The sequence below is a fragment of the uncultured Tateyamaria sp. genome, from assembly GCF_947496075.1.
GTDB lineage: Bacteria > Pseudomonadota > Alphaproteobacteria > Rhodobacterales > Rhodobacteraceae > Tateyamaria.
The window spans coordinates 268,441-281,985 of sequence record NZ_CANMBJ010000001.1 but is presented as its reverse complement, the minus strand read 5'-3'; the positions used below and the strand labels follow the sequence as shown (position 1 = coordinate 281,985).

The 13,545-nt window shown below is 60.3% G+C and carries 15 protein-coding genes; 6 read left to right on the top strand and 9 right to left on the bottom strand.

Annotated elements, in window-relative coordinates:
* The first annotated feature begins 4 nt into the window (after window positions 1-4).
* The gene (locus Q1A51_RS01405) at window positions 5-1,543 is read left to right on the top strand and encodes a TRAP transporter large permease (RefSeq protein WP_299602918.1); all 1,539 of its coding nucleotides are present in this window, start codon (window positions 5-7) and stop codon (window positions 1,541-1,543) included.
* A gap of 103 nt (window positions 1,544-1,646) precedes the next feature.
* Here the strand turns inward: Q1A51_RS01405 and tpiA are convergent, their stop codons facing one another.
* The gene (tpiA, locus tag Q1A51_RS01400; RefSeq protein ID WP_299602915.1) at window positions 1,647-2,393 is read right to left on the bottom strand and encodes a triose-phosphate isomerase; all 747 of its coding nucleotides are present in this window, start codon (window positions 2,391-2,393) and stop codon (window positions 1,647-1,649) included.
* Window positions 2,394-2,479: 86 nt separating this feature from the next.
* On the opposite strand from tpiA, the gene Q1A51_RS01395 reads away from it, so the two are divergent.
* Window positions 2,480-3,385, top strand: a complete 906-nt coding sequence (locus tag Q1A51_RS01395; RefSeq protein WP_299602911.1) for a 2-oxoglutarate and iron-dependent oxygenase domain-containing protein — start codon at window positions 2,480-2,482, stop codon at window positions 3,383-3,385.
* Window positions 3,382-4,014 carry an HD domain-containing protein gene (locus tag Q1A51_RS01390; RefSeq protein ID WP_299602907.1) on the top strand — a complete coding sequence of 211 codons (633 nt, stop codon included), beginning with the start codon at window positions 3,382-3,384 and terminating at the stop codon, window positions 4,012-4,014. Before Q1A51_RS01395 ends, Q1A51_RS01390 begins: the two co-directional genes overlap by 4 nt.
* A gap of 24 nt (window positions 4,015-4,038) precedes the next feature.
* Here Q1A51_RS01390 and Q1A51_RS01385 read toward each other — a convergent pair whose 3' ends face one another.
* Genes Q1A51_RS01385 through Q1A51_RS01375 form a run of 3 tightly spaced genes read right to left on the bottom strand, consistent with a single transcriptional unit; the run spans window position 4,039 to window position 5,628 of the window.
* The gene (locus Q1A51_RS01385) at window positions 4,039-4,362 is read right to left on the bottom strand and encodes a TfoX/Sxy family protein (protein ID WP_299206423.1); all 324 of its coding nucleotides are present in this window, start codon (window positions 4,360-4,362) and stop codon (window positions 4,039-4,041) included.
* Window position 4,363: 1 nt separating this feature from the next.
* Window positions 4,364-4,744: an iron-sulfur cluster assembly accessory protein gene (locus tag Q1A51_RS01380; protein WP_299206421.1), complete on the bottom strand. Its 381-nt coding sequence runs from the start codon at window positions 4,742-4,744 to the stop codon at window positions 4,364-4,366.
* A 14-nt stretch (window positions 4,745-4,758) separates the two neighbouring features.
* Window positions 4,759-5,628, bottom strand: coding sequence for a LysR family transcriptional regulator (locus tag Q1A51_RS01375; protein ID WP_299602902.1), 870 nt, complete (start codon window positions 5,626-5,628; stop codon window positions 4,759-4,761).
* An 84-nt stretch (window positions 5,629-5,712) separates the two neighbouring features.
* Here Q1A51_RS01375 and Q1A51_RS01370 point away from each other — a divergent pair, with 84 nt between their 5' ends.
* On the top strand, window positions 5,713-5,859 hold the full coding sequence (locus Q1A51_RS01370; protein ID WP_299206417.1) for a hypothetical protein: 147 nt from the start codon (window positions 5,713-5,715) through the stop codon (window positions 5,857-5,859).
* Between the two features lie 84 nt (window positions 5,860-5,943).
* On the opposite strand, the gene Q1A51_RS01365 is transcribed toward Q1A51_RS01370, so the two are convergent.
* Together Q1A51_RS01365 and Q1A51_RS01360 are read right to left on the bottom strand one after the other, a co-directional pair.
* Window positions 5,944-7,098, bottom strand: a complete 1,155-nt coding sequence (locus tag Q1A51_RS01365; protein ID WP_299604004.1) for a glycerophosphodiester phosphodiesterase family protein — start codon at window positions 7,096-7,098, stop codon at window positions 5,944-5,946.
* A 141-nt stretch (window positions 7,099-7,239) separates the two neighbouring features.
* Window positions 7,240-7,602 carry an SUF system Fe-S cluster assembly protein gene (locus Q1A51_RS01360; protein WP_299206415.1) on the bottom strand — a complete coding sequence of 121 codons (363 nt, stop codon included), beginning with the start codon at window positions 7,600-7,602 and terminating at the stop codon, window positions 7,240-7,242.
* A gap of 171 nt (window positions 7,603-7,773) precedes the next feature.
* Between Q1A51_RS01360 and Q1A51_RS01355 the strand changes: the two genes are divergently transcribed.
* Entirely contained in the window at window positions 7,774-8,220 is a 447-nt protein-coding gene (locus Q1A51_RS01355) for a GNAT family N-acetyltransferase (RefSeq protein ID WP_299602895.1), read from the top strand.
* Between the two features lie 45 nt (window positions 8,221-8,265).
* Here Q1A51_RS01355 and rimK read toward each other — a convergent pair whose 3' ends face one another.
* A complete protein-coding gene (gene rimK, locus Q1A51_RS01350; protein ID WP_299602892.1) occupies window positions 8,266-9,642 on the bottom strand; it encodes a 30S ribosomal protein S6--L-glutamate ligase in 1,377 nt (458 codons plus the stop codon).
* A 200-nt stretch (window positions 9,643-9,842) separates the two neighbouring features.
* Window positions 9,843-10,754, bottom strand: a complete 912-nt coding sequence (locus Q1A51_RS01345) for a hypothetical protein (protein WP_299602887.1) — start codon at window positions 10,752-10,754, stop codon at window positions 9,843-9,845.
* Window positions 10,755-10,940: 186 nt separating this feature from the next.
* Between Q1A51_RS01345 and tgt the strand changes: the two genes are divergently transcribed.
* Window positions 10,941-12,068 carry a tRNA guanosine(34) transglycosylase Tgt gene (gene tgt / locus Q1A51_RS01340; RefSeq protein WP_299602884.1) on the top strand — a complete coding sequence of 376 codons (1,128 nt, stop codon included), beginning with the start codon at window positions 10,941-10,943 and terminating at the stop codon, window positions 12,066-12,068.
* Window positions 12,069-12,080: 12 nt separating this feature from the next.
* Here the strand turns inward: tgt and Q1A51_RS01335 are convergent, their stop codons facing one another.
* Entirely contained in the window at window positions 12,081-12,878 is a 798-nt protein-coding gene (locus Q1A51_RS01335; RefSeq protein WP_299206405.1) for a hypothetical protein, read from the bottom strand.
* Window positions 12,879-13,545 lie beyond the last annotated feature (667 nt).

Genomic DNA, 13,545 nt, shown 5'->3' with positions numbered 1-13,545 from the left:
GACCATGGAAGTTGCAATTCTCTTTACCCTCGTCGTGGGGATGATGCTGATCGGGGTGCCGATTGCCGTGGCTCTGGGCATGTCGTCGATCGTGTTCCTGCTGGTGCTGAGCGACACGTCGCTCGCCTCAATTGCGCAGACGCTGTTCCAGGCGATGGCGGGGCACTACACGTTGCTGGCGATCCCGTTCTTCATCCTCGCCTCGACCTTCATGTCGACGGGTGGGGTGGCGAAACGGATCATCCGGTTTTCCATCGCGGTCGTGGGCCATTTCCCCGGTGGTCTGGCCATCGCGGGCGTGTTCGCCTGCATGATGTTCGCGGCCCTGTCCGGGTCATCGCCGGCCACGGTTGTAGCCATCGGCTCCATCGTGATCGCGGGTATGCGGCAGGTGGGCTATTCCAAGGACTTTGCGGCGGGCGTCATCGCCAATGCGGGCACGCTGGGCATCCTCATCCCGCCGTCCATCGTGATGGTGGTCTATGCCTCGGCCACGGATGTTTCTGTGGGGCGGATGTTCCTTGCGGGCGTCATTCCGGGCCTCATGGCGGGCACCATGCTGATGGTCACGATCTATGCCATCGCCAAGATCAAGAACCTGCCCAAAGGGGATTGGCTCGGCTGGGGCGAGGTTGCCTCCTCCGCCGGGGCCGCGTCGGGTGGTCTGTTCCTGATCATCATCATTCTGGGCGGGATTTATGGTGGTATCTTCACGCCCACCGAAGCCGCCGCCGTAGCAGCCGTTTATTCCTTCCTGATTGCCAGTTTCATCTACCGCGACATGGGGCCATTTTCGAAGGTGGCGCCAAGGGCGGGCAATTTCACTGGCATCACGCTGATGGGCGGGTTGGCGCTTGGGATCGTCATCTGGCTGGTGTCGGGCGGCCTCGACCTGACCACCTCTGTCCTGATTGGCTTTGCGCTGGCGGCCGTGGGCGCGGTGGCCGAGCGGATCGTGCGTGGGTTGGATTTGAACCCCGTCTCGATTGCGACGGACTTTGCCCGGATGCCGTTGGCACTGGTGCACCGCGACACGAAGCACGCTTTTTTTGAAGCCGGTAAGCTGACCGTTACGTTGATGTTCATCATCGCAAATGCCTTGATCCTGAAGCATGTTCTAACGGACGAGCAGATCCCGCAGCAGATTGCCGGGGCGATGCTGGATGCTGGGTTTGGCCCCGTGGTGTTCCTGATCATCGTGAACGTGATCCTGCTGATTGGCGGACAGTTCATGGAGCCATCGGGCCTGTTGGTCATCGTGGCCCCGCTGGTGTTCCCCATCGCCATTGAATTGGGCATCGACCCCATTCACCTGGGCATCATCATGGTGGTGAACATGGAGATCGGGATGATCACGCCGCCTGTGGGGCTGAACCTGTTTGTCACTTCAGGCGTGGCGGGGATGCCGATGATGCGGGTCGTCCGGGCGGCGCTGCCGTTCCTGGCCGTCCTCTTCGTCTTCCTGATCATGGTGACCTATATTCCGGCCATTTCGATCTGGTTGCCGACCCTGATGATGGGGCCGGAGATTATCGTGCAGTGACGGAGCGCTGATCCAAATGACGCCTTGCGGCGACGCGATTCATTTGTGCTGATGGGGGGCTCTGCCCCCCAAACCCCCCGAGGTATTTGTAGCCAGAAGAAGACTATGAGGCCGCCAGTGCGTCGATGATCGGCTGGAAGTCGGACGCCGTAAGGGAGGCACCGCCGACAAGGGCACCGTCGACGTTTTCGGCCTGGAAGATTTCGGCTGCGTTTGTGGGTTTGACCGAGCCGCCGTAGAGAACACGCATGTTTTCGCCTTGGCTGCCGAAGCGCGCGGTCAGTTTTTCGCGGATCATGTCGTGGGTTTCCACGATCTGTTCCATTGTGGGCACACGCCCAGTGCCGATGGCCCAGATGGGTTCGTAGGCGATGACTGTGTTCTCTGCCGTGGCGCTGTCCGGCGTTGAGCCATCCAGTTGCGCGGCGATGATGTCGAGGCAGTCAGGGCCCAGTCGTTCTTCCTCGCTTTCGCCGATGCAGATGATGGCCGTGAGGCCCGCTGCGTAGGCTGCTTCTGCCTTGGCCCGGACTTGCGCGTTGGTCTCGTGGTGGTCGGCGCGGCGTTCGGAGTGGCCGACGATTACGGCACTGGCGCCTGCGTCCTTGAGCATGGATGCGGCGACATCGCCGGTATGGGCGCCCTTGGCATTGGCGTGGCAGTCTTGGCCGCCGATTCCGACGGGGCTGTTTTCCGTGGCCTCGGCGGCGCGGGTGAGAAGGGGCGCGGGCGGGCAGATGATGATCTGTGGTGCGTTGTCCGACGCACCACCTGTGAGCGTGGCCAGGTCTGCCAACATCTCGGGGGTGCCGTTCATCTTCCAGTTGCCTGCTGCCAATGTGCGCCGCATATGTCTCTCTCCGGTTTTGTTGCCTTGGTCCTAGCATCGCGGGTGTGGCTGCGCTAGGGCTGCGCGCGCAGCATGGAGGGCATGAGATGATCCCACGTTTGGATGCGGCGGCATTGGCTGCTGGCGAAGCAGAGAGCCTGAAGGTTTTGGGCGAAGCAGCGACCGGGGTGGGCTTTGCCACCGTGCACAACACCGAATTGTCGGCGGCACGTGTGGAGGAGGCAATCGAGACCTATCGTGCGTTCTTTCACTTGCCCGAGGCGCAGAAGCGGGCGGTTGATATGGCCCGCACCGGGTCGAACCGGGGCTGGGGAGCGCCCGGATCGGAGCAGGTCGATCCTGATGCCAACCCTGACTACAAGCAGTTTTTTGATGTGGGGTTTCAGTTGCCCGAGGGGCATCCCCTTGGGGACAAGCGGTTTTATGCGCCGAACCTGTGGCCGGATGATCCTGTGTTTAAAGAAGTGATTTCAAAGTATTACGATGATGCTTTGAAAGTGGCCAAGGGGTTGCTGGCGGCCATTGCCCGGTCCATCGGGGCAGATCCAACCCATTTTGAAGGGGCGTTCGAGACACCCATGGCCCTGTTGCGTGGAAATTTCTATCCGGCGCGGCCCGACTGGGCCGGCGCCAAGGATTTCGGGATTGCAACCCATACCGATTATGGCTGTCTGACCCTGCTGGCGACGGATGGATCGCCGGGGTTGGAGGTGCGCAAGCGGGGCGGCGGGTGGATTCCTGTCAGCGCGCCGCCGGGTGAGTTCATCATCAACTTCGGTGAGATGCTGGAATTCTGGACCGGGGGCAAGGTCAAGGCGACACCGCACCGGGTTGTCGGTGGGCTGGCGGAGCGCATTTCCATCCCGCTGTTTTTCAATCCGACCTATGACACCAATGTGGCCCCGGAAGGGTCGGATGAGGTGATGTTGGCGGGCGATCATTTGAGCGCGCGGTTTGAAGAGACCTATGTGCATCTTCAGGGAAAATCATGAATTTACAGGCTGAACTTGAAGCTGAGGTTGCGGCGCAGTGGAAAGAGCAGACGGACGGGGCGCATGACATCTGGCATGTGCGGCGGGTTTGGGCGAATTGCCGGCGGATTGCAGAGGCCTTGGACACGCCGGTAGATCGCCAGGTGCTTTTGATTGCCGCCTATCTGCACGACATCGTCAATGTCCCCAAAGATGACCCGCGCCGGACGCAAGCTGCGGCGCTTTCTGCCGACCATGCCGTTGCCTGGATGGCGGCGCGTGGATTGCCGCGGCAGGATGCAGTTGCCCATGCCATTCTGGGGCATAGCTATTCAGCCGGTCATCCTTGCGAGACGCTGGAGGCGCAGGTTTTGCAGGATGCGGACCGGTTGGAGGCCTTGGGCGCGATTGGCATTTCCCGCTGTTTTAATGTGGCTGGTCAGATGGGAGCCGGATTGGTGGAAGGGAATGATCCTTTGGCAGAGACGCGGGCGTTGGACGATGCCGCCTTTGCCCTCGACCACTTCCGGGTGAAACTGTTTGGCGTGGCCGATACGCTCAATACAGCGCCGGCGCGCGGGATGGCGGCGGAGCGCGTGGCGTTCATGCGGGTCTTTCAAGAAACGCTGGCGCGGGAGGCGCGTGTGTAGGGTACCCGGTGAACCCGCACGCCTTTATAGATACGTCAGGGCTTCGCGGGCGAGGTCTGTTGCTTCGTCGGCGTCATCCTGGGCGCTGTCAGGGAGGAACCAATACGGCATATGCGTGTCGCTGCCGTCCTTGCGCTTGTAGTCCCAACGGTCGAGGCCCATGGCCTCAAACCTGTCCTGCATCTTGCCCTGACCTTTGAGCAGGAGCCGCCCGTCTGACATCAGGATGGCAAAAATGATGCCGTCACAGTAGATCGACAGGCCGCCGAACATCTTGCGGGTGCTGAGAGGGCCGAGGCCGGAGAAGAGGTCGAGCGCGTGGTCGATCTCTTCGGCGCTGACGGCCATTCTATTGTGCGTTTTGCTCGGCGGCGAGCGCGTCCACGTCCTTGAACGAAATGCTTTCGCCACAGCCACATGCGTCGGTCACGTTGGGGTTGTTGAACTTGAAACCGGATTCCAGAAGCGATGTTTCGTAGTCGATTTCGGTGCCGAAGAGGAACATCTGCGCCATGGGCGCGATCATGACGCGTGCGCCGTCCTGTTCGACGGTTTCGTCGTTTGGGTCGGCTTCGTCCACGTATTCCATGGTGTATTCCATGCCTGCGCAGCCGCCCTTTTTCACGCCGATGCGCAGGCCCGAATGGCCCTCTTTCTCCATCAGTTTGGAGATTTGCGCGGCGGCGCGGGGGGTAATGCTGACGGCGTTTTTGCCGGGGATCGAGAACATGGGCGCCTCTTTGCTTATCCGACGTTTAAGGTAGGGCTTTCGGCGTCGTCCCGCAAGGGGCGTGGACGAGCCAGCATACCGGCGATTGCGTCGAGTGCTGCGCGGATGGCTGGGTCGTGGCGGGTGTCCTGGTGGCAGACCAGCCATTCCTCTGATGTGAGGGCCTCGATGATGCTTGAGACGCGGGTCAGACCGGGGGCTGTGTCGGCCGCGAAGGTGGGCAGGACAACCCGGCCCACGCCGCTTTGCGCCAGTGCCATGCGGACTTGTGGATCGTTCGAGACGGCAACCAGTTCAGAGCCGTGATTGGCGACTGTCCATGCCTCGGAGGGCAGGGTGGCTGTATCGTCGCTCGGGCCGATCCATCCTTCAACGTTTTCGGACACGGCGTAGACGGCGTGTTCGACGTGGCCTGTGCGCCGTCCGGCCAGCCAATCGTGATCGGGGCGGCGGTTGCGGATGCCGATATCCACCTCGCGCCGCTCGATATCCATGTCGAGATTGCAGGAGACAAATTCGGGCGTCCAGCGATCGCTTCGGGTCCAGTAGCTGGACAGGTTCCGGCTGAGGTAGAGCGTGGTCCAGGTGCCAGCAGAGACGCGCACGCGCGGGGCGCCGGATTGTTCCGCGGACCAGTGAGCGATGCAACGGGCGGCGGCCTCCATCTTCTTTGCCCGTTCGAGAAGGGCGCGCCCTTCTGTCGTGGGGGTGTAGCCCGCAGCGCCGTGGGCAAAAAGCCTGCGGCCTGTGCGTTGTTCCAGCGCCGTCATGCGCCGTGACAGGGTGGCCTGGCTCAGCCCGGTTTCCCGGGCTGCGCGCGCGAGCGAGCCGTGGCGGGCGACGGCGGCGAATAGTCCGTAGTCTGTCCAGTCAGTGATTTGCATGATTGCAAATGTAGGTGCGAATCCGGGGTCTGACAATGCCGCATGGCTGCTGCCATATGGTCATTATCAACGAAAGGAGTGATTATGCTGCACCCTTATAAGTCAATGGAAATGAACAGCCTTTACGCAAAAGAACAGGACCTGTTTGCAAAAATGCAAGAGCAGGAGCGAATTCGCAAGCGCAGTCAGCGCCGACGCCGGGTGCTGATGTGGGTTTTGCGTCGTTTGTGAAACCAGCAAAAAAAGGGCCGCCGGGGGATCGGCGGCCCTTTGCAGACCTGTAGAAGCGCGCGGGGGGATGGCGCCGGGTACGGGTTACAGGCCCATGCAGTTGGCGTAATACGTCACCGTGGCGGGCCAGTCGGAGAAGACGCCGGCAACGCCCACATCCTGTGCCAGCACATCCAGCAGTTCATAATACACACCGTCATGCGTGGTCGCGTCGCTGATCGACTGGAAGTACCAGCCGCCGCCATTGCCCAGAGGACCTGAGCGTTCGAGCGTCCATGTGATGATATTCAGACCGGCAGCCTTGGCCTCCTTGGTGTAGGCTGAGGGCACGATTTGCCCGTTTTCCATTGTGACCAACATCCACATGGGCGGTGCGATGTAACGCACGCCGCGTTCATAGAGGCTGGTCATGCTGTCCGGGTAGGTGGCGGGATCGTTGTGGTCGAAGCCATCAACGTTGTAGCTGTCATCGAGATAGACAGCCTGTCCGCCGAATTCCGGTTCGTTTTCAATCCAGTAAAGTACGTCGTTGAGGTCGAAGCTTTGCACCCAGACATCCGAGGCGGGGATGCCTGCAGCCTTGTATTCGTCGACCATTTTTTGCGCATAGTCGGCTTGGGAGAAGCCGTTATGCGGCATGTCGACCGAGGGTGATTTCAGTTCGGGCGTGAACTTGGCACCGAGGGACTTGAACAGCGCGATGGACTCGGCATGTGTCATCAGTTGTGCGCCGTCTGTGTAAAGGTCGGTGCGCCAGCCGGCGATGCCGCCTTGGTACTCTTCCGCTGTCGTCGCGGCCTTGTTTGCGCTGTCCATTTTGGGAGTGAGCGTTTGGAACTCGGCCAGCGTCAGTTCGGATGTGCGGCATTCGGCGGTCGCCTCTTCATCGCCGCTGGCGGGCGAGAAGGGCGTGGCGCATGTGCTGGCCAGATCGGTCAGAAGGATGTTGGTTGTCGTGTGCAGGTCGTTTTGCGCGTGGCGGCAGACCAGTTCGTGATCCTTGGTAAAGGTCACGTCACATTCGAGGATACCGGCCCCCATCCGCGCAGCTGCGACGTTTGATTCCACCGTGTGTTCGGGAAACATCATGGGTGCGCCGCGGTGGCCAATTGAAAAGTCCGACTTGGCGGGTGTCTGGCTCTGACAACTTTGCAGCTTTGTCTTCAGATCGCCTTCGGGAAGTTTATCGATCAGGTAGGCAGGACGGGGTCCGTAATCGATGGCGACCGTTTCGGCCATAATGGTGGCAGGGGTCGTGGTAAGCAGAATGCAGGCAGCAGCAAGTCGCATTTGAGAATCCTTCGACGGTGTTTATCCATGCAGGATGAAGCGCCGATATGACGGTTTCTCAATGCGTTCGTGATGGTTTTGTGACGCTTCTTACATGAAACCGAGTTCGAGCCTTGCTTCGTCCGACATCATTTCCATACCCCAAGGCGGCTCCCATGTCAGTTCCACATCGACCTGTTTGATACCGGGAAGCGGTTCAATGGCGTCTGCAACCCAGCCCGGCATCTCGCCTGCGACGGGGCAACCGGGTGCCGTGAGCGTCATGATCACCTTCACTTCGTTCTCGGCATTGATGTCGATCGTGTAGATCAGGCCAAGCTCAAAGATGTTTACCGGAATTTCGGGGTCGTAGACAGTGCGGCAGGCTTCGACCACGGCCTCATGCAAAGGGTGGTCGGTTGACGAGGGCGCGATCAGCGGCGTGCCTTCCATCTGTTCGGTGGGCTGGTTCATGGGATCCCCGGACTTGTTCCTGAGTGTTTATATAGGGAACGGGGCGTGGCCGGTAAAGGGCGTGTGACTTGATGTATTCGTGCTGTGGCCCATCCGCTCGTTGCGTCATTCACTTGTTGCCGGCGACCAAATGTCGGAAGTTGCGAAATGCACCAAGCAATGGAGGCTGGCGTGGCAGTGACACTGCGGTGGGCAGAAGCGCGTGATCGTGCGCAATGGGACACGCTGTTCGAAGCCTATTGCGCATTCGGCGGGGCGCGGCAAACGTCTGAGATGCGTGATCGCGTTTGGGCTTGGATACACGACCCATCAGCGCAAACGCGGTGCTTTGTTGTTGCGGATGCGCATGGGCAGTTGGTCGGCTTTGTTCACTTCCGGTCTTTCGAGCGCCCGATGGACGCGGCTATCGGCGGCTACATCGACGATATGTTCGTGGCTCCTGCGGCACGCGGGCAGGGTGTCGTCGATCTGATGATCGAGGGCGTCGGCGCCTATGCGAAAGAGCAGGGGTGGGACGTGGTGCGCTGGATGACGTCCGATACCAACTACCGCGCGCGGGCGGTCTATGATCGGCACGCGAACAGGAGCAATTGGATCACGTATCAGTTGAAACGTTAGTGATCAGCCCTGCTTTTCGGCATCCTGGCCTGGCGCAAGGGGGGATCAACTGCGCCGTCGCACCGGGCGCGGTTTCACGCGTGCTTCGATCATGTCATAGACCTTGCCCACGATGTCCTTGCCGGTCGCGTTTTCGATCCCTTCGAAGCCGGGGCTTGAATTTACTTCCAGCACCTTTGGGCCGCTTTCGGACCGCAGGAGATCCACGCCCGCCTTGCCCAGCCCGAATACCCGGGCGGCCCGGACGGCGGCTTCACGTTCTGCCTTGCTGATCCGCACCGATGTAGCGCTGCCGCCGCGGTGCAGGTTCGAGCGGAAGTCACCCTCGGCCCCGGTGCGCTTCATCGAGGCCACGACCTTGCCGTCCACGACGAGGCAGCGGATGTCTTCGCCCGCTGCTTCCTTGACGAAGTCCTGCACAAGAAAGTTGGCGCGCAGTCCCCGGAACGCGTCGATCACCGATTCCGCCGCCTTCTTGGTTTCGGCCAGCACAACGCCTTTGCCTTGGGTGCTTTCCAGCAGTTTCACGATCACAGGTGCGGTGCCCACGAGCCCCATGATGTTGGCCGTGTCCTTGGGCGAGGCGGCAAAGGCCGTGGTGGGCATGCCAATCTTCTTTGATGCGAGGATTTGGTGGGCGTGCAGCTTGTCCCGGCTGGCCGTGATCCCGGCGCTGCCGTTCACACAATAGGTGCCGGTCGTTTCGAATTGTCGGATGACGGCAGTGCCATAGGCGGTGATGGACGCCCCGATGCGGGGGATCACGGCGTCGTAGCGGGGCAGGCGCTTGCCGTCATAATGCACCTCTGGGGCCATGGCATTGATCGCCATGTAGCAGCGGGTGGTGTCAATCACCTCGACAGTATGGCCGCGCGCTTCGCCCACTTCCACCAATCGGCGCGTCGAGTAGTTGTTTTCGCGGCTCAGCACGGCGATGCGCAGGGATCGGGCCGGGGCTACTTTCCGCATCGCGGAAGAGTGGTAGACGTCATAGCTGAGTTCGGGTTGCAGCCGCTTTTCCGAGGCCGTGATCGTAATGTGATCCTGCAAGGCCTGACGCCCCAGGAGCATGCGTGAGGTCATGGAGGAGCGGTCTGTCAACGTGACCTCGATGGGCCAAGACTGTCCGCCCACGTCCAGCCGGGTTTCAATCACGTAGCGCAGTTCCGCCTCACCATTGGAGGACGTGACTTCGCGCCGGTCGAGGATCGGCGCGGAGCAGGTGATCGACACATGGTCCTTGCCCGCGATGGGGTGGACGTTGAACCGGACCTTGGGTTGCTTGGCGGGGCCGAACACTTCGATGTCGTGGGCATGGAGTGCGGATGTGCGCGCGCCGGTGTCGATCTTTGCCTTGAGAGCGGGCAGTCCCAGTTCGGGCAGTGACATCCATTCTTCCCAGCCGAAGTTCAACGTGTCCATGTTGTCCCCATTTTTTTGTTGAGTATTTTTAAGCACCGTAGCGTGGGCGAGGTCTGCTCACAACGGACAGGCTTTGCTTGGGCAGACATGAAGCCCACGCAAAATGCAAGTCGGATGGCTTGGCCCACAAAAAAGCCGCCCTGTGATCGGGCGGCGCATGGTCTTTGTGGTTGTCCCTAGGGGCGGACAAGTGCGCGGGATCAGAAGATCAGGATATTGCCCGACTCATCGTAGTAGGTTGTATCGACGATGTCGCCGGCGGCATTGAACGCGATCTCTTCGACATGCCAGGCTTCGTCGCCCGAGTTGTCGTAAGTGGTTTGTTCCGTCAACCGCCCGCCCGCATAGGATTCGACGATCAGGTCGCCATCGTCGCGGACCTCTTCGGTCAGGGCGATGCGCCCGTTGGCATCGTAGGTGGTTTCGCGGGTCACCCAGTCAAAAGTGTCATTGTCCCCGTCGGTCAGCACCTGAGAGGTCTTTCTGCCATTCTGGTAAGTGATGGTGTCGCTGCGACCGTCGTCATAAACGATTTCACGCGTCGTCAGCCGTCCTGTGTCCGCGTCGTAAGTCAGTGACTTGGACTGCCAGGGATTGTCATCGCCGCCATCGGTGATGGTGCGGCTGGTGCGGGTGCCTGTATCTGCGTCGAACGTCAGCGTTTCGATGCGGCCGTTGTCCAGCACCTTTTCCGAGCCGATGCGTGCGCCGGTCGCGGCATCATAGCTTGTTGTAAGCGAGGCCCACGGCTTGTCGTCGTTCCCGTCTATCTCGATGCGCTCTGTGCGTGCGCCGGTGGTTTCATCGAACCGTTCGATCCGTTGGTCACCATTGTCATAGTTGATGGTCCGGGCGGTTTTTTGACCCAACCAGTTCCACTCGGTCGAGCGACTGTCCCAATCGGCGTCATTGGCTGCTGTGTCCGTGACCGTTTGGCTCAGCCGTTGCGGCCCAAGAAACGCCTCGAACACCGCGCTGCCGCTGTCCATGAGCGTGGTTCTGATCATGAAAAGGCCAGAGCTGTCCACGCTGGTGGTGATACTGGTCCAACCCTGGGTGTTGTCGACGTCTTCGATCGTCGTGGTCGTGAAGTCTTCTTCTGGGGTGGGCATGACAAGGCCTTGTGTCTTGATTGACAGGTCATTTCCCTCAGTGGGAACGGAGTTTGAACCGGAGGCCTATCGCAGCAATTTGTCCTAACTTGTTCATAAATCGTACGCAGGTTGGGCGATTGCGTGGTGATTGTGCGTCTTCCCAGCGGGTCTTGGCATTTCTGCATCTGCGCGGCATGAGGGGCCATGACCCGTTTTTCATTTGATTTGCATGCCACCGATGGCCGCGCCCGCACCGGCACCATCACCACGCCGCGGGGCGAGATCCGAACGCCAGCCTTCATGCCCGTAGGGACGGCCGCCACCGTCAAGGCGATGCTGCCCGAGAGTGTGCGCGCCACCGGAGCCGATATCCTGCTGGGCAACACCTATCACCTCATGTTGCGCCCGACGGCTGAGCGGATCGATCGTCTGGGCGGGCTCCACAAGTTCATGAACTGGGATCGCCCCATTCTCACCGACAGTGGTGGGTTCCAGGTGATGAGCCTGGCGGGCCTGCGCAAGCTGACCGAGGAGGGGGTGACCTTCAAATCGCATATTGATGGGTCCAAGCATGCCTTGACGCCCGAGCGGTCCATGGACATCCAGCGGCTGCTGGGGTCGGACATCGTGATGTGTTTCGATGAGTGCCCGGCTTTGCCCGCCGATCGCGACCGGATTGCAGAGAGTATGCGTCTGTCGATGCGCTGGGCGAAGCGGTCCCGCGACGCCTTTGGCGACCGTCCGGGCCACGCTCTGTTTGGCATTCAGCAGGGCGGGCTTGAGGAAGATTTGCGCGCCGAGAGTGCCGACGCCCTCAGGGAGATCGGGTTCGAAGGCTATGCCGTGGGTGGTTTGGCCGTTGGCGAGGGGCAGGAGGCGATGTTTGGTTGCCTGGACTATGCGCCGGAGCAGTTGCCGCAGGACAAGCCCCGTTACCTGATGGGGGTGGGCAAGCCGGATGACATTGTAGGCGCAGTTGCGCGTGGCATTGACATGATGGACTGCGTACTGCCCTCGCGGTCGGGGCGGACGGGGCAGGTTTTCACCCGCCGCGGTGTGGTCAACATCAAGAATGCGCGTCACGCCGATGATCCGCGTCCTTTGGATGAGGATTGTACCTGTCCCGCATGTTCCAACTACTCCCGCGCGTATCTGCATCATGTGTTTCGGGCGCAGGAGATGATCTCGGGCATGCTGCTGACATGGCACAACCTGCATTATTATCAGGAGTTGATGGCAGGGATGCGCGGCGCAATTGCTGCGGGGACGTTCGAGGCGTGGCAGGCCGCGTTTCATGCGGGCAGAGCGGAAGGTGATATCCCGCCGCTCTGACCTGTTTTTGTGTCAATCGCCGTCGGCGTTTGGCAAGTGGTCCAGATCGCAATAGTCGAAAAGGACCTCTTCGAACGTGTCGCCATCCTCAAGCGGAATGGCGTTGGTGCCTGCCAGCGCCCCGTTTGTCAGCATATCGTTCTGCAGTTTCAGACCCTTCTTGTTAACTGCACGCGCCTTGAGAAGTGGTGTGGTCGGCGTCGACGCGATGTAGTGTGCAATCGAAGACTGGTTTGAGATCACCTCGACATTGGCGGAGGCCTTGCCGATGTCGCCAGTGGTGAGCGACGCCGAGCCACCCAATGTCACCTGGGTGTTTTTTGTCTGGCACAGCAAGACGGTCATGCCTTCCGTCTCGTGTACATCGGTGACGACGAGATAGTTCTTCTTCCAGTCACCGGAGGCCAGTTTCCTTGCCAATTGGGTTCCGATGGACCCGATGTCCTTCATAGACCTGAGGACCATGCCGGAGCCGTTGTAGACCATGCTGTTCTTCTTTTCGAAGTGGACAGACAGTTGGACGGCGAAATCCACGCCGTCGACCTTGCCTCCGCCATCGGCGGTGGCGTTCACGATCGACACACCGTCCGATTGCAGCGACTCCACTTCGACCCGGGCGCTGGTTTCGGTTTCAAACGCGAGGTTGAAGTCTCGTGCAATGTTACCGAGTTTGGTGAATGCTCCGCCCTTGCCCTTGCCGCCGTGGATGGTGCCGTAGTCCCCGATCTGCACCAACCTGTTGGGCGGCCACATGACCTGAAATCCAAACTGTTTTTCCATCGCTTTCGCGTAGTCTGCCGGAAATCCCATAATCTGCTCCTAAAAATAATTTCAAAAAAACGCGGGAATCACCGCGCAGGGTGAAAGTGTAGCAGCAGATTCCCGTAATAAGGGAGTCGTTTTCTTGTGCCGTGACTGTGGGGGAGGCGCTGAGTGACAGGTAAATGCCCATCTCGGTGTCGCAGCGGGGACCGATGGTCAGGAATTCCCCCATCGTGCGGGCTGCATGCGTGGCCTATATTGAATGCAGTCACGCACCCTGGGGAGGGACCGCCATGCCATTTGTTGTGTTTTCGTTTGTTTGGTTCTCAGTATCCGTCTTGGCGGTCCTGACTCTGGTGTGACTGATGAGAGACGGCGCGCGTGTCGCTTGGCGCGCCACGACGCCCCGCCCACCATCCCCGGCGATGTTCAGGCACGGCCAAGATTTGGGCGATGGTGTATGCGCAAAGGTCTTCACAATAGGAGGTGGACAGGCCGGAGTGCTCAAGGATCAAGCAAATGTGTTTGTGCGGAGTGCCGCAGAGCGCTGGGCGAATGCCGTATCTTGGGGGTGGGAGCTGCTTTTCCACGACAAATTGTGTCAAAAAACTGGGGACAGTTTGCCGGGGGCCATTGCACCCTTGTCGTTGCCACGTCAGGATACACCTTGAAACCGAGGGGCTGGGATCACAGATCAGACAGTCCGAAGCACGGA